Annotated in this window: 9 protein-coding genes; 5 read left to right on the top strand and 4 right to left on the bottom strand. The window is 32.0% G+C overall.

Annotated elements, in window-relative coordinates:
• The first annotated feature begins 119 nt into the window (after positions 1-119).
• Positions 120-2,222: an outer membrane beta-barrel family protein gene (locus T1L09_RS10240; RefSeq protein ID WP_322550869.1), complete on the top strand. Its 2,103-nt coding sequence runs from the start codon at positions 120-122 to the stop codon at positions 2,220-2,222.
• 21 nt (positions 2,223-2,243) lie between these two features.
• Here the strand turns inward: T1L09_RS10240 and T1L09_RS10235 are convergent, their stop codons facing one another.
• The 3 genes from T1L09_RS10235 to T1L09_RS10225 form a co-directional block, all read right to left on the bottom strand.
• Positions 2,244-3,158, bottom strand: a complete 915-nt coding sequence (locus tag T1L09_RS10235; RefSeq protein WP_322550868.1) for a GYDIA family GHMP kinase — start codon at positions 3,156-3,158, stop codon at positions 2,244-2,246.
• 111 nt (positions 3,159-3,269) lie between these two features.
• The gene (locus T1L09_RS10230; RefSeq protein WP_322550867.1) at positions 3,270-4,586 is read right to left on the bottom strand and encodes a hydroxymethylglutaryl-CoA reductase, degradative; all 1,317 of its coding nucleotides are present in this window, start codon (positions 4,584-4,586) and stop codon (positions 3,270-3,272) included.
• Positions 4,587-4,629: 43 nt separating this feature from the next.
• Positions 4,630-8,436: a PAS domain S-box protein gene (locus T1L09_RS10225; protein WP_322550866.1), complete on the bottom strand. Its 3,807-nt coding sequence runs from the start codon at positions 8,434-8,436 to the stop codon at positions 4,630-4,632.
• A gap of 667 nt (positions 8,437-9,103) precedes the next feature.
• Here T1L09_RS10225 and T1L09_RS10220 point away from each other — a divergent pair.
• The 4 genes from T1L09_RS10220 (at position 9,104) to T1L09_RS10205 (ending at position 15,144) form a co-directional block, all read left to right on the top strand.
• On the top strand, positions 9,104-11,275 hold the full coding sequence (locus tag T1L09_RS10220; protein ID WP_322550865.1) for a S9 family peptidase: 2,172 nt from the start codon (positions 9,104-9,106) through the stop codon (positions 11,273-11,275).
• Between the two features lie 80 nt (positions 11,276-11,355).
• A complete protein-coding gene (locus T1L09_RS10215; RefSeq protein WP_322551555.1) occupies positions 11,356-12,873 on the top strand; it encodes a peptide MFS transporter in 1,518 nt (505 codons plus the stop codon).
• A gap of 15 nt (positions 12,874-12,888) precedes the next feature.
• Positions 12,889-14,634, top strand: a complete 1,746-nt coding sequence (locus T1L09_RS10210; protein WP_322550864.1) for a peptide MFS transporter — start codon at positions 12,889-12,891, stop codon at positions 14,632-14,634.
• A 45-nt stretch (positions 14,635-14,679) separates the two neighbouring features.
• Positions 14,680-15,144: a thioredoxin family protein gene (locus T1L09_RS10205; RefSeq protein WP_322550863.1), complete on the top strand. Its 465-nt coding sequence runs from the start codon at positions 14,680-14,682 to the stop codon at positions 15,142-15,144.
• A gap of 4 nt (positions 15,145-15,148) precedes the next feature.
• Here the strand turns inward: T1L09_RS10205 and T1L09_RS10200 are convergent, their stop codons facing one another.
• Entirely contained in the window at positions 15,149-17,161 is a 2,013-nt protein-coding gene (locus tag T1L09_RS10200) for a ComEC/Rec2 family competence protein (protein WP_322550862.1), read from the bottom strand.
• Positions 17,162-17,164: the final 3 nt, after the last annotated feature.

Genomic DNA, 17,164 nt, shown 5'->3' with positions numbered 1-17,164 from the left:
AAAAAATATCCCTAACGACTTTATAAGTTTTTAGGGATTTTTTTGTTTTTAGCGCGAAACGTTTATTTAATTAGCACAATAGAATCTAGTTAAAACCAGCAATGAATCCCATTAAAATTATGAAATCTTCTACTATCTATCTTGTAACATTTTTGCTTCTCTTCATTAGTGTAAAGGCTCAAGAAACTTCATCTAAAGATTCTATTAAAACGACCGAGTTAAAAGAAGTTGTTGTAGGCGTTAAGAAAAAAGCAATTGAGCAAAAAGCAGATCGTACTATTTTTGATTTTACTGATCAACCGCATTTAAATTCGGGTTCGTTATTAGAAGGTTTGAAAAAATTACCAGGCTTAATTATTTCTGATGTAGCCGGAATGCTTTATCAAGGAAAACAATTAGAAGTTTATATGGACGGACGACCTTTAAATATCTATTCTAACGAGTTGAATTCCTATCTAGAAAGTTTACCAGCGAATGCAGTAGAAAAAATTGAAATCATAACACAGCCAGGAGCCGAATATCCGGCAACTTCTGGCGGAGCGATTATTAATATTGTTTCCTCAAGAAATGCTAAAAATTATCTTTCAGCGACTTATTCGAACGGATATAGTTATACCAAATACGATAATTCACGTCATCGCTTCAATAATAGTATTTTAGTTAGTGCAAAAAATAATTTGTTTGGCTGGCAAATTCAAGCGGGTCAAAATTATAACGAAGGCTATTTAAGAAGTAATTTTTATAAGCCAAATCTGTTGCTTTCTCAAAGTGTTTCGGATCGAAAGAATCGCTTCTATTTTATAAAATCTGGAGTTACTTTTGATTTTAAGCAAGATCGTTTATTGTTGAATTATGATTTTAGTACAAATAGCAATACGGCATATGTTGATGCAAATGGGTTGGGATTTGTAAGTGCTGATAAGAGTAAAACCCAAACGAATCGCAATAATTTGATGCTAACCTATCAAAAGCGTTTTAATAACAGCAGAAAGAAATTAGATTTTAGAGTGAACTACAACAATAATGTAAACGACTTTAATTTAACGGCAATACCTTCAGGATTAACTGGATTGCAAAGTGATTTCAATCAAAGTTTCTACCAATTTAAAACGGATTATTCACAAGATTTTAAATTTTTAGACGATGCTAAGTTTAGTGTAGGAGTTTTGGCCGATAAGTTAGATTTTGAAACAAGTAGCTTTTCAGTTAGAAATTTAGACTATTGGCGCACCACTTTTTCAGGTTATACCGAATTCAATACATCGTACAAAAAATTTGATTTTATTGTAGGAGGACGATTCGAATCTTACACAATAGAAGGGAAAACGGAAAGTGCTGCTTTAATTCCATTCGATTTAACGCGTTTTTTTCCAAATGCTTCAATTCAATATAATATAATGCCACAAGTGTTTTTTAATGTGAATTACAACAAGAAAATTAGCTTGCCCAATACGTCAGCCTTAAATCCTAACAACACCAATTATCAAAATCCAAATGTTTCTTATGAAGGAAATCCGAATTTAGAACCTACGATTTTTGATAACTATGAAGTAAAAATCAGTGCGTTTGATTACTTTTTTATAGGCTATTCCAAAAGTGATGCCAATAATAAAGTAGTTAGTAGAGTAGTAGATGCGCCAAATGGTGTTTCTAGTATTTCGCTAAACATCCCAAAATTAACGGTTCATAATTTTAATTTTGGTATTCCAGTTCCGTATATGTTGTTCACAAAAGGCTTAAAAGAAACTTTGAGCTTTAATTTTAATCCGGATGAAATAAACTTTTTATACATTTATGTAAGCAATCAAAAACACATTTTAGATGATGTTGACTATAAAGGTTTTTGGAATTTCAACTTGATGTCGCAAGTGCAATTGCCAAGTAATATTAAGTTTACAGCAACTTACAACACATCAACAACTGGCGGAAATTATCAATATTATGAAATGCGCGAACCTTTTGGTCAGCAATTTGACGTTTCTTTTGCAAAGAAATTCCTTTCTGATAATTTATCCATTTCTTTGTATGTAAACGATTTGTTTAACACAAATAGACAAGAATTAGGAGCTATTGGAACGGATGTTATTTTTGAAACTAAAAGCGATTCTAGAAGAATAGGTTTTTCATTAAATTACAAAATTCCTACTAAAAATAAATTAGCTAAGGAAGAAGGTAATATTTTAAATAAAGAGAAGTCTGATGAAGATTCACTAATTAAATAACTTTATTAAAGCTCATTTGAATTATAAAATCATTTCATCATAAGACAAAACTGTGTCAAATCCTTTTGAAGCGAAATAATCTTTTGGGTTGTTTCTTGAAATTACCATTGCAAAATCGCCTCCCCAAGCGCCTAAACTTTTAACGACACCGCTGAAATCTTCGAAGTGTATTTCTTTTACGGTTTGTGCTTCTAAAACATCGCTCATAATTATTTCGTGACGTTCCATTAATACCGCAAAGGCTTTTCCTTCTTTACATTCAATAGCATCGTAGGTAATATTACTGATTTTCTGAATCACTTTTTCCGCTTTTGACTGATGTGACAAGTAGTTTGAAATAGCCGATTTGCTACTTTGTTTCTTGTTTAAATATACGAAATGAATATTTTCTTTGAATTCTGGATCAAAATGAACCGGCGTGATGTTCGGAATATCGTTTTCTAATTGGTAAATAATAGGCGAGCAATTTTGTGCACAGGCAATATCATAACCACTTCCGCCAAAACTTTTTTGCAACAATTCAAAAGCATCAATTTGTAACCATTGTCCGATGTTGTTGATTAATGTTGACGAAGTCCCTAATCCCCAAACTCTTGGGAATGTCAATTCGGTTTCGACTGAATATCCGTTTGCATCTAAAAAAGTTGGATTTTGAACAAAAGCTTGGTGTAAAATCTCAATTAAAGTGTTTTTTACTTTGTTGTTGTTTTCGTTTAAGGTTTTGTTTTTAACTTCTTGAAATGTAATAGTGTCTTGAAACCAAACGCTTTTATCAGCATCAAAACTGGTCCATTTTATTTCTTGATTATTCCCTGAACTAACGATTAAATTTTGGCCAAAACGAGTAGGAACGGCTAATGCTTTTGCACCATCAAGCACTACATATTCGCCTGTTAGCAATAATTTTCCGTTGCTGTAAAATGTTTGAGTTTGCATAAATGTCTTATGAAATGGAATCGCCTAGCCCTGATTGTAATGGAAATCCTTTTTTTGCTTTAACAAATGGCAAAAAAAGATTGCAATGGAAAGCAGGAAATAGCTCCAAATTTATTTTCTAATTTTTTCTAAATAATCGATTACTAAACTGTGAGAAACGGTGGTGTTTTTAAAATAATTCAGCACGATTTGTTTTTCTTCTTTAGTAGCCTGATGTTGGTTTAGGATGTTCATTAGGTGCATTTTCATGTGTCCTTGTTGAATTCCTGTGGTTGTTAGCGAACGTAAAGCAGCGAAATTTTGGGCTAAACCGGCACTTGCTACGATTTGCATTAGTTCTTCGGCATTTGGTTTTCCTAATAATTCCATTGAGAATTTTACTAAAGGATGAAGATTTGTAAGACCACCTATGGTTCCAATTGCGAGTGGAATATCCATCCAAAAGGTGAAAATTCCGTTTTCAATTTTAACGTGTGATAAACTTGAATATTGCCCAGATCTGCTTGCGTAAGCGTGAATTCCGGCTTCAACGGCTCTGAAATCATTTCCAGTGGCTAGAATTACTGCGTCGATTCCGTTCATGATTCCTTTGTTGTGCGTTACGGCTCTGTAAGGTTCAATTTCTGCGATTTTAACGGCGGTTGCAAATTTCTGTGCAAATTCGTTCGGGTCTATATTTTTATCTTCTGAAAGTTGATCGACTGGGCAAGATACTTCGGCTCTTACGACACAATTGGGCACGAAATTACTCAAAATACTCATGATTACTTGAAGGTTTTTTTCGTTTTCAGAAAAATCCGAATATTCTTGTGCTTGGTCTTTTAATGTTTTCGCAAATTGCTCCAAACAGGTGTTGATGAAATTGGCTCCCATACTGTCTTTCGTGTTGAAAGTAGCGTGGAGTTGGTAATAATTTGCTAGTTTAGAAGTTTTGTCTTTTAATACGATATCTAAAATTCCGCCACCACGTTTTTGCATGTTTTTGGTAATTTGTTGCGTATCTGCAAAGAACGCTGATTTAATTTTATTGAAAAATGCAGTTAGTTTTTCAGTAGTTCCTTCGAAAAGAAAATGTACTTGTCCGATTTTTTCCGTTCCGATGATGGTTGTTTTGAAACCGCCACGTTCGCCCCAGAATTTAGCAGCTTTTGAGGCTGCTGCAACTACTGAACTTTCTTCGATTGCCATAGGAATAGTATAGCTTTTCCCGTTGATTACGAAATTAGGAGCAACACCGTAAGGCAAATAAAAATTGGTTAAAGTGTTTTCGATAAATTCATCGTGTAATTTTTGTAAATTTTCATCTGAATTCCAGTATTTTAATAAACTTTCTTTAGCTTCGACCGGATTTGCAAAGTAAGTACTTGTAATCCAATTTATTTTTTCTTCTTTAGAAAGTTTTGAAAATCCTTTTACGTTTTGATTCATAGCAATTTAAATAATCATATAATCTGCAAAGATACTAATTGAATTACTTATGAATGCTGTTTATCCATTTTATTGTTATTTCTTCAAATAAATTTTTATCGATTGGTTTTATGATGAAATCATTCATTCCAATAGCGATGCATTTTTCTTTTTCACCTGTGATTACGCCCGCTGTTAATGCGATGATTATGATATTTGGATGGTTTTTTCTTATTTCTATTGTAGCTTCATAACCATTCATCACGGGCATTTGAATGTCCATAAAAATGATTTCAGGTCGTTCTTTGTTGCAAATTTCGATTGCTTCCACACCATTTTTCGCTTCAAAAAGAAGTGTTTGTGGAAATCTTTTTAAAAGCAAAGTACGTGTTAGGAACATATTTATCTTATTGTCATCGACAATTAAGATTCTAATGGCGTGAGTTAAACTTTCTTTTTTTACGTGTTTCGTTTTTTCAATATCAGAATTAAGTGTATTGATGAATTTTTGAATCGTTTGACTTTTTACAGGCTTAATTATGTTTTGAATATTTTTTTTACTTTCTACTATATTATATTTAGAATTTGAATTTTGCATTACCAAAATCGAAATACTTTTCGTGTCATTGAGTTCTTTTATTATTTTATTTGTGTGCGTTTCTGTTAAGTATTCTAAATCTAAAAGAAGTAAATTGAAATTATTTTCTTTTGCATAATTTACAAAGGTTTCAATGTCGTTTTTGTAAACTTCCGATTCAATTTCAAAAGTTTCAAGGATATTTTGTAGCACGGAAGCCGCCAATGGGTTATCTTCAATAATTAATGCTTTTTTAAAGTTTTTAAAACTTATTTTTGAATGTTCCGTACAATGTTCTGATTTTAATTCTAATTCAAAACTAAAAGTAGAACCAACATCAGGCTTGCTTTCAATTTCTAAGCGGCTATTCATTAATTTAAGAAGACTGTTCGTTATAGTCAAGCCCAAACCTGTGCCGCCATAATTTCTTGTGGTGGAATTGTCTTCTTGTGTGAATGCTTCCAGAATTTTTTCCTTGTTTTCTTTTTTAATTCCAATTCCGGTATCTTTGATGCTGAATTTTATTTTCGATTCGCGTTTATTAATCGTTATGGAAGAAACTTCTAATTCAATTTGACCTTCCAATGTGAATTTAATAGCATTACTTAATAGATTTTGTAAGATTTGCTTAAGTCGAATTTCGTCTGTCCAAATAGCACAATGTACGTTTTTATGAATGTTGATAATCAGTTCCAGATTTTTATGATGTGCCATAAACTTCATCATATCAACAGATTGATTGACTATGGCGTGTAAACTTGTTTTTTCTTTGTTTATGATTAATTTACCTGCTTCAATTTTTGAAATATCTAGGATATCATTCACAACATCTAACAAAGTTGCTGCAGATTGATTTACAGTGTCTAACTGTTGTTTTTGAATTTCGGTTAATTCAGAATCTAACAGCAAATTGCTAAAACCAATAATTCCATTCAAAGGCGTGCGAATTTCGTGGCTCATATTTGCCAAAAATTCTGATTTAGCTTTGTTTGATGATTCTGCAAAATCCTTAGCGATAACAGCTTCTTCTGCTATTTTTCGCTCGGTAATATCAATTAAAACACCTTCGATATATTCAGTTTTATTGTTAATTATTACGGCTTCACCGAATTCTTCGACCCAAACGTAGTTTCCGTTCTTGTTCAAAAGTCTACAAGTAATTTTATAAGCTTTTTTGTTTGCTACTGCAGCTTCTACTATTTTTATATTTAATTTTTGTTCTTCTGGATGATATAAGTCTGTTAAAGAAATTTTATTTTGCATAAATTCTTCCTTGCTATAACCTGTGAGTTTTTCTATTTCGTCATTCAGGTATACTTTTGTTCTAGCTTCGTTGTATTTCACTAAAAAAACTGCTGCTGGAATGTTATTGGCCAATAATCTAAATTTTTCTTCGCTTTCTGCAATAGCTTCTTCGTTATTGATTCTAATAATTGCCGACGAAATATTATCGGCAAGCGTTTGTAAAATATTAAACTCTTCTTTATTCCAAATGCGTTCAGAGTGGCAATCATCAAAACCTAAAAAGCCTAAAAAAACATCGTTATCATACAGCGGTATAATTAAAACAGATTGTATATTTTGAATTTCTAGACCTTTTTTTAATTCGCTAGATTCTAATAATCGGACAACTTTGTTAAAGGATTTTTTCTTGCGTAACCATTCCATAAATTCAGGAAATAAATCCATTGAAAGATTTTGCATTAACGGATTATCAATTTCTTTTAAGTCCTCTTGAGAAGTCCATTCAAAACGTTGGCTTAGAAGGTTGGTAGCCAATTCGTTTTCAAAATAATAAATTCGATCGACCTTTAGGATTTCTCCAATTTTTCCAATATTACTGTCGAAAATTTTATTCTTATCTTTTTGAATCAGCAGATTACTGGTAATTTTGGAAAGAGAAGTTAAAATTTTATTTTTATAAATAATCTCATTTTCAGCTATTTTTCGTTTATGTGTTTCAAACGCCAAGGCTAGAATCTCGGCAATCATTTTTGAGAAATTAATATCTTCACTTGACCAAATTTTCTGCTCCAATGTTGCTTCTAAACAGAGTATTGCTTCTAAAACCCCATCCGTATAAATCGGAATATCTAATGATGATTTAATATTGTGTTTTGGTAAATAATTATCTCTAAACTCTATCAAAGAATCGTTTTGGTAAACATCATTAGCAATAATAATTGAGTTGCGCTCGAGAGCACTTATGTATAACGCAATTGCCTTTTTTTCTATATTTAAATCAGCCAGATTTGACTGGTCATTTTTAATGTAAATATGTTTTAATGTTATGGTCTTGTTTTCATATTCCCAGACACTAACACGATCAATTTTTAAACCTATAGTGGCTTCTTCGCAAATAAATTGAACGAGACTATGATGGGAAGCGAAACTTAAAAGATTTAATGTTGAAAGTTTATACGAAATAGCATTTAAACGCGCAGTTTCTGCCCTTGCCTTTTGTTTTTCTTGTTCAATTCTTTTAGCAAAAGTGATATCTCGTAAAATACTAGAGTATCCAGTAATTTTATTATTTTCGTCTTTTTTAACAGAAACTTTTTGGGAAACCCAAATTTCCTCTCCCTTTTTGTTGTGAATTGGAAATTCTAATACTTCAAATTCGTCATTGTTTGATTTCGGAATGTTATAATAACTTACAATCCGTTCTTTATGATCTGATCTAATGAATTCGCTGAAATGTTTTCCGTTTAGCTCTTCATTCGTATAACCTAACACTTTTAGCGTGAACTTATTTACATAAAGTATGTTGCCATATTTGTCACTTTCGTAGATAATGTCTGTCGCGTTGTGAATTAGGTTAGCATATTTTATCTCTAAGTTAATTTTTGATGTAATGTCTTGTCCTGTAGCGATATATGTTTCATCAGTATCTTTGTAATCAGTCCATTGTATGAATTTATAGTCGCCGTTTTTACATTTCAATTTTCTTTGATATACTGAATTAGGCACAAATTTATAGGTGTAATCCTGTGGATCAAACTCGCTATCTTCTGTTAAAGTCCAAAAAGCATTTCCTAAAACTTCTTCGGGAGTGTAACCAAGAATTTGGGTAATAGAGGCGTTGCAATATTTTACATTTCCGTATTTATCGGTTGCAATAATTAATGAATTGGTGTTGTCTACAATGTTCTGTGTGAACAGTAATTTTTCATTAAATTTTACGTTTCTAATTAATTGCCCAATATGAATTATAACTACTATAAACAGTGAATTCATCAACCGGATAACGCCCTGATTTTCCTCGGTTTTGAAATTAAATAATAGAAGTAGCACTACAAAATTAACGAAGATAAAAGTGAAATAATAATTTATCTTTTTTATTACCGATAAACCAAATAATATTAGCAATATGTATTCAGAAAAAATCTTAAAAGTTATTTCTTGCGTCCACAAACTGAAATAAATTGTTCCTAAGAACAGATAAAAAAAGGCTACAAAAATGCTGTAACTGTGTTTTGATATTTTTTTTATTGAGGTAATGATAAATAAAAAGAGACATGCGAAAATTATAAGCGCATCGAGTTTACTTGGAACTGGAGTTAGATTGTTTAAAATAGCATAAAAAATTCCAGTCACAACAGCTATTAGTCCAATATAAAGAAAGTAAAAACGAGATTGCACATTCGAGTGAAAATTCGATGTAATTTTAAACGTAGAAAAACGAATGCCCGAGGATTTTATCTGATAGAAAAAAATTAGAAAAAAGGTGGCAAGTAGTAGGAGAAGGTAGATAAAAACATAGCCATTGGAAACAGTAAAACTATTTAATAAGAAATCAAATTCAATTTGTAGCAATTTTATCATAAAATGGCATTAGAAATACATTTATAAATGTACTATTTTTTTTTCTAGATATCAAAAACTTTATTAAATGAAGTTAAAATTATGGTTATTTCATATTTTTTCACTAAAATTGAACTGTTTTTAAGAATAACTCAGTATGAAAAGAATATGTTTAGCAGTATTATTTTTTGTAGTTTCCTCACTATCAGTGGTGGCGCAGCAAAAAATAAGTTTGGAAGAGATTTGGAGCGGAGCCTTTAGAACACAGGGAATGGACGAATTGATGGCAATGAAAAACACCAATCAATATACAGTGCTAAATTTTAACAGGAGCTCAAAAAGCGCACAAATCGACTTATATGATTTTGCTACTTTAGAAAAAATAAGTACTCTTTTTGATACTAAAAACCATCCCGAAGTAACCTCAATTGACAGTTATTCTTTCGATAAAAATGAAAAGCAAATATTAATTGCTACTAACACAAATTCAATCTTCCGTCGTTCGTTTACAGCTGATTATTTTGTTTATGATATTGCTTCAAAAAAAGTGAGTCGTTTTACGATTAATGCCATTCAAGAACCCGCATTTTCCGCTGATGGAACTAAAATTTCTTATGTTTTCGAAAACAATTTATATGTATATGACCAAATCTCGGAAGCATCAATCCAAATTACACAAGACGGAAAGAAAAATCATATTATAAATGGTATCACGGATTGGGTTTATGAAGAAGAATTTGCTTTCGTAAAAGCTTATGATTGGAACAGTGCTGGTAACAAAATTGCTTACATCAAATTTGATGAAACAGAAGTTCCCGAGTTTTCGATGGATATGTACAACCAGGGTTTATATCCTACGCAAGAGGTTTTTAAATATCCAAAAGCAGGTGAGAAGAATGCAATTGTTTCGTTATATATTTTCGATTTGAAATCGGGAAGTACAAAAAAAATTAATTTAGGAAACTATAAAGATTTCTACATTCCGAGGATTAAATGGACGAATGATGCGACAATATTAAGTGTTCAAGTGATGAATCGCCATCAAGATAATTTAGATCTTCATTTTGTGGATGCCAATTCAGGCGTTTCAAAAATTGTTTTGAACGAAAAAGATAAGGCCTATGTCGATGTAACGGACAATTTAACCTTTTTGAAAGACAAAAGTTTCATTTGGACGTCAGAAAAAGATGGATTTAATCATATTTATCATTACGATAAATCAGGTAAACTAAAAAAACAAATTACTTCAGGAAAATGGGAAGTAACTAATTATTACGGTTTTGATGAAAATTCAGGAACAATTTATTATCAATCAGTTGAAAACGGTTCAATAAACCGTGATGTCTATTCTATTAAAATAGACGGAAAATCAAAAGTTAGATTGTCTTCAAAAACAGGAACAAACTCGGCAACTTTCAGTCCGAATTTTCAGTATTTCATCAATACATATTCAAGTGCTACAATTGCTCCAACTTATACTTTAAATCAGTCTAAAACTGGAACAGTTGTAAAAACAATTGTTTCTAATGAAGTAGTAGAACAAAAATTAGCCAAATACGATGTAAATCCAAAAGAATTTTTCGAACTGACGACAGAAAAAGGGCACAAATTAAACGCTTGGATGATCAAACCAAAAGATTTTGATGCTACTAAAAAATATCCTGTTTTTATGTATCAATATTCGGGTCCAGGCTCTCAGGAAGTTGCTAACAAATGGAATTCTGCCAATGATTATTGGTTTATGATGCTGGCACAACAAGGTTATATTATAGCTTGTGTTGATGGAAGAGGAACCGGATTTAAAGGTGCTGCTTTCAAAAAATGTACTCAAAAAGAATTAGGAAAATACGAAGTAGAAGATCAAATTGACGCAGCAAAAGTATTTGGAAAATACAATTATGTAGATGCTTCAAGAATTGGTGTTTTTGGCTGGAGTTATGGCGGATTTATGGCTTCGAACTGTTTGTTTCAAGGAGCTGATGTTTTTAAAACCGCTATCGCAGTTGCACCCGTTACTTCTTGGAGATATTATGATAGTATTTATACCGAACGTTATATGCAAACGCCTCAAGAAAACGCAAGTGGTTATGATAACAATTCACCAATCAATCACGTAAGTAAATTGAAAGGTAACTTTTTATTAATTCACGGAACAGCGGATGATAATGTGCACGTTCAAAACACTATGAAAATGGTGGAAGCTTTAGTGCAAGCGAACAAACAATTTGATTGGGCAATTTATCCCGATAAAAATCACGGAATTTACGGCGGAAAAACACGCCTGCAGTTATATACAAAAATGACCAACTTTATTAAGGAAAAATTATAATTTAAACCAATTGAACGATGATAGAACAGCAAGATGAATTATTAGTAAAACATTTACAAAATAGAGGTATCGATGGTGCGATGGTTATGGATCATCCGGCTTCGTTGTTTGTTTTGTTTTTTACAGAAATGTGGGAACGTTTCTCTTATTACGGAATGCGTGCTTTGTTAACTGTGTTTTTGGTTAGCGAACTTTCTAAAGGCGGATGGGCTTGGACAAACGAAGAAGCTTTGAAACTTTATGGTTTATATACAGGATTGGTTTATTTGACTCCTTTATTAGGTGGAATGATTGCCGACCGATTTACCGGTTATAGAAAAGCAATTTTAATTGGTGCTTTAATTATGACCTTAGGTCACGCCTCAATGGCACTAGAAGGTTTTAGTCAAAACTTTTTTTATGTTGGATTATTATTTATGATTTTAGGAAACGGTATGTTTAAACCGAATATTTCATCAATGGTAGGACAATTATATCCTGATACAAGTGCTAAAAAAGATGCAGGTTATACAATTTTCTATATGGGAATTAACGCAGGTGCATTCTTAGGAATGTTATTGTGTGGTTATATCGGAGAAAAAATCGGTTGGCATTATGGTTTCGGTTTAGCCGGAGTTTTTATGTTTTTTGGAATGTTGCAGTTCTTTTTCGCACAAAAAATATTTGGTGTGATTGGACAAGATGTGGACATCGTAAAAAAATCAGAATTGACAGCTGAAGAAAGTGAAGAAGTAGCAACTGAGCCACATATCATCAGAGATCGATTAATTGTTGTTGGTGTATTTATGATGGCAAGTATCTTTTTCTTTTTTGCTTTTGAACAAGCAGGAGGTTCGATGACTTTATTTGCAAAAGACTATACACAAAGAGCCTTAACGGGAAGTTCGGCAACATTCTTTAAATGGATTGATGCTATTTTAACCATTTTCCCTATTGCGATTGTAACCTATGTGTTAATTGGTTTGTCGAAGAAAATTTATGCAAAATATCCATTAACTATTATATTTACAGCCATTTCTTTTGTTATTATTTGGGGATTAGGAATCTGGAAAGTAAATCGTGAATTTTCATTAGAAGCTACAGAAGTTACGGTTTCTTGGTTTCAAATTTTGAATTCATTCTTCATTATCACATTAGCCTCTTCATTTAGTAAAATGTGGGAAAAAGTATGGAATCCATCAGGACCCGTTAAATTTGCATTAGGACTTATCTTTGTCGCTGTTGGTTTCTTCGCTTTATCTTATGGAAGTTTAAGTATTCCTACAGGAGCAAAAACAGCTGCGGTTAGTATGATTTGGTTGATTTTAGCTTACTTTTTCCATACAATGGGAGAATTGTGTTTATCACCAGTAGGATTATCTTACGTAAGTAAATTATCGCCTAAGAAATTCGTAGGTTTATTATTTGGATTATGGTTTACTGCTTCTGCCATCGCTAACTTTATCGGAAGTTATATGGGAGCTTATATCGATAAAATTTCAGCAGCTTATTCACTTTCATATTTCTTTATTTTCATCGCAGGTGTTCCCTTGTTTGCAGCGGTGATGTTGTTGTTATTCAACAAGAAATTAGTAAAAATGATGCACGGAATCAAATAAAAATCAACTAGCGTTATGAATCAAAAATCAACTGATCAGTTTTTTAAAAGTACCGTTTTAGGTCACCCAAGTGGTTTGTTTGTGTTATTTTTCACAGAAATGTGGGAACGCTTTTCTTTCTATGGAATGCGTGCTCTTTTAGTAATGTTTTTTACATCAACAGCCTTAAATGGTGGATGGGATTGGACACGTGAACAAGCTATGGCGCTTTTTGGTTCTTATGTAGGGCTTGTTTATCTTTCTACAATGATGGGGGGCTATTTCGCAGATAAAAAAATAGGCTATCGCTGGGCTGTTCTGATTGGTGCTTTGTTAATGACGCTTGGCCATGGTGCAATGGCTTTAGAAACACCCTTCTTCATTTATACGGGATTAATTCTATTGGTGTTCGGAAATGGTTTCTTTAAACCAAATATGACTTCAATAGTGTCTGAAATGTATAAAGATAGACCTGAGAAAAAAGACGGAGCTTACACTATATTTTACATGGGTGTAAACTCGGGTGCTTTCTTTGGAATTGTGCTTTGTGGTTATTTAGGTGAGCAAGTAGGATGGAACTGGGGATTCGGTTTGGCTGGAATTTTTATGCTTTTCGGTCTTATTCAGTTCTGGTTGTCTCAAAATATTTTTGGAGATATTGGTTTAAAACCTGTAAAAAAAGAAGTAGCGCTTACAGATGAAAATAACGATAAATTAAATCCATTTCCAGTTTGGCAAATAGCTCTTATTGGATTAATGACCGTTTTAGGTTTAGTTTGGATTGTGTTTGAACCCGCTAAAATTATTACAAATGGTGAACTAGATATTTTTAATTTTGAGGTCTTTGGTTTGTCAGGTAATAATTTTACAATTCTATTAGCAATCATTCTTTTTTTATTCCTTTTGGTTTATAGAATAACAAGTTATTCTCAGATTACAAAAGAAAAAATGATTGCTGTTTCTTTCTTCGCTTTTCTAACTATTTTCTTTTGGGCCATTTTCGAACAATCTCCAGGAACATTAACTATTTTTGCAGATGATTATACCAATAGAATCTTAGATGGAAGTGCGGGTTTGATTTTTAAATTTGTAAATGCAGCAATCGTAATAGTACCTCTTGGTATAATTACTTGGGTTTTATTATTGTTATTTAAACAAACTTTTTCTAAATATGCCGTTGCAAATTTAGTATTAGCCTCGAGTTTTGTAATTATTTGGGGAATTGCATTTTGGATGTTATATAATCAATTTGCAGAAGATTCTTTAGAGGTTCCGGCTTCCTGGTTTTCGTCTTTAAATTCACTTTATATTATCGCTTTAGCACCACTTTTTTCAAAATGGTGGGAAAGTAAATACAATCCTTCTGCAAATATGAAATATGCATTAGGAATGGTTTTTTTAGCAATTGGAATGATTACTGTAGCCATCGGTGCCGAAGGAATTGAACCGGGAGCGAAAACAGCTTCTGTTAGTATGATTTACTTAATTTTGGTGTATCTTTTTGTAACAATGGCTGAACTTTGTATTTCTCCTGTGGGATTATCTTACGTAAGTAAATTAGTGCCTGCACGAATGATTGCAATGATGTTTGGAATTTGGTATTTAGCTGTTGCAATAGGGATGAAAGGTGCCGCTAAATTTGGTGAAAATATTGATAAAATTGCCGACGAAAAAGGATTGAGCTATTTCTTCTGGATGCTTGCAATAGTTTCTTTAATTGTCGCTGTTATTTCATTTGTAATGTCACCAGTAATCAAAAAATTAATGCACGGTGTCAGATAAAACTAGTTTGGCACTCCTTTTGATTTATTAGAAAAAAAATATACAATGAAAAAAATAATCTTTATAGCTTTTATAGCTTTATTTAGTTTTTCTACACAAGCACAGGAAGGTTTAACTTGGCATACTGATATGTCAAAAGCAACTGATATTTCAATTAAAGAAAACAAACCAATGTTCTTGTTTTTTACAGGTTCAGATTGGTGCGGATGGTGTATTCGTTTGCAAAAAGAAGTTTTCAATACGCCCGAATTTATTAAATGGGCAAAAGAAAGTGTAGTTTTAGTAGAGTTAGATTTTCCACGAAAAAATGAACAAACGGATGCAGTAAAAATGCAAAACGCTCAATTGCAACAACAATTGCAAGTTAGAGGTTATCCAACGGTTTGGTTTGTAAGTGCAGCAAAAACTACTGATGCTAAAGTTAATCTTAATGCTTTAGGAAGCACTGGTTATGTAGCGGGCGGACCAGAAAAATGGTTAGCGGCCGCCAATCAGATCGTCAAGAAGTAATAGTTTACTTCAATATATAAAATCCCTTTTCAGCTACGGCGTGAAAAGGGATTTTTTCTTTTTCACAAGTTTCCGACCAAAATTTTGTAAGGTTTTTATAATTATTTTTATCAGCAATGATTAATTGTGGTTTTATTTCTTGTATTAATCGGGATAAATTTACTTTCGGATTTTTTGTCAAGATGATGATTTCGGGTTTTATTGATGTTTTATAAACTGCCGAACTATCAATCACTAATATTCTTTTTCCGTTAAAAGACAAAGTATTTTGAAGTGAAAAAATTCGCAATGAATCAGAAAATGTACCTCTTTTGTAATGATTTAAAACTTCCGTATTTATCTGAGGTTCATCTGTATAAGCCAAAATAGTATTGTTTTGTTTTACAGCAATGGTTGTTGTTTTTGCATTTAAAACCAAAGCTTCCGTATTCTTGTATTCACTCAATTTTATTCCGAAATAACTCAATTGGAAAATTAAAATTGAAGTTAATATGTATTTGAAGTTTTTCATTTTCGTATGATACAGCCAGTAAATACAACTGATAATTACCAAGTACATTAGTAAAGTTAATATTCCCGAAAAAGAAATATTTGTAATGATTCCGCTTTTAAACTGTGCAATCCAATGAATGTACTGATTCATACAATTAATTAAGAATGCTAGAATTTTGCCAATAAAGATTGCTAAAGTTGGAATAGTGAAATTTAAAATTAAGATTACAATTCCACCAATTAAAACGGCAGTTGCAATCGGAATAATGACCAAATTCGCCATTAAAAATAATAAAGGCAATTGATTGAAATAATACAAACTCAAAGGCAAAACGCTAATTTGTGCTGCTAAAGAAACTAACACAATATCTGTAAAGTATCTTCCGATTTTATTTTTTGTAAAATATAATTTTTTGTAAAAAGGTTGAAACAAAACAATTGAGATTACGGCTGCATAACTCAATTGAAAACCAATATCAAAAATGGCATTTGGTTTAACTAGTAAAATCAATAAGGCTGAAATTGCAATGGCATTGAAAGTCGCTTTTGGTCGATTGAAATAAGCACCAATACTAACGAAACTAAATAAAGTCACTGCTCTTGTCACCGAAGCTGGTAAACCGGTTAAAAATGCGAATATCCATAACAATATTAAAACGATTAGTAATTGCAATTCCTTTCCAAAACGGATTCTTTTTAATGGTTTTAGAAGAAACACAATAAAAAAGTAGATGATTGAAATATGTAAACCTGAAATTGCTAAAATATGAATAACACCCGAATTTGAATAATCAGCCACTGTATCTTTGTCTAAATCTACGCGCTGACCTAGTAAAAGTGCATCAATTATCGCCTTTGTTTTTGGGTCGAAATGATGTATATCGAAACTACTGCTCAATTTATTTCGAAGTTGTTCTATGTGGTAATTGAAATTTTTATGCGTTTGAATGATTTTAATTTGATTTTCTGAGGCATAAATCTGGTGAAATACATTTTGCTTTTTCAAATAGTTAGCATAATCAAATTGATACGGATTAAAAGCTTTTGGAATGGGATAAATCGAATTCTTTAGCCAAATTTCATCACCCGATTTGAGTTTTTTGAGATTGGTTTTTGGCACATAAAGTAATAATTTGCCAGAAGCTTCAACTTCATTAAACTCCTTGATTTCAACGAAATATTTATAATATTTGGCATTCGGCTTTATAGAAGTTGACACAATTCCCCGAATCGAATTCGAAGTGTTAATTTTTAATTTGGTGTAATGAAGTTCTTTGTTTACATCGGAGTGAACGAAAAACGTGAGCATTCCCAGCGTAAAAGAAAGTAAATAAGTCACCGATCCAAAAGTAGTATCTGGAATCAATTCCTTCTTGCTTTTCCAAAACAAAACACAAAGAAGTAGCAACAAAACCGAAAGGATAATCAGTAATGCTGCAAGTGAAAATTCCAAATGATAGGCCGCAATTATTCCAATTGAAAAACTACTGGCAATTGTGATTAACGGAAATTTTAATGGCTTCAATAA

Source organism: Flavobacterium psychraquaticum, assembly GCF_034497725.1.
Classification (GTDB): domain Bacteria; phylum Bacteroidota; class Bacteroidia; order Flavobacteriales; family Flavobacteriaceae; genus Flavobacterium; species Flavobacterium psychraquaticum.
Note: the sequence above shows the minus strand (reverse complement) of the source record. Positions and strands in the feature narration are given on the sequence as shown.

Excerpts from the sequence above, each read along its gene's own strand:
- T1L09_RS10240 (WP_322550869.1), top strand. The coding sequence starts at position 120 with ATGAAATCTTCTACTATCTATCTTGTAACATTTTTGCTTCTCTTCATT.
- T1L09_RS10235 (WP_322550868.1), bottom strand. The coding sequence starts at position 3,158 with ATGCAAACTCAAACATTTTACAGCAACGGAAAATTATTGCTAACAGGC.
- T1L09_RS10230 (WP_322550867.1), bottom strand. The coding sequence starts at position 4,586 with ATGAATCAAAACGTAAAAGGATTTTCAAAACTTTCTAAAGAAGAAAAA.
- T1L09_RS10220 (WP_322550865.1), top strand. The coding sequence starts at position 9,104 with ATGAAAAGAATATGTTTAGCAGTATTATTTTTTGTAGTTTCCTCACTA.
- T1L09_RS10215 (WP_322551555.1), top strand. The coding sequence starts at position 11,356 with ATGGTTATGGATCATCCGGCTTCGTTGTTTGTTTTGTTTTTTACAGAA.
- T1L09_RS10210 (WP_322550864.1), top strand. The coding sequence starts at position 12,889 with ATGAATCAAAAATCAACTGATCAGTTTTTTAAAAGTACCGTTTTAGGT.
- T1L09_RS10205 (WP_322550863.1), top strand. The coding sequence starts at position 14,680 with ATGAAAAAAATAATCTTTATAGCTTTTATAGCTTTATTTAGTTTTTCT.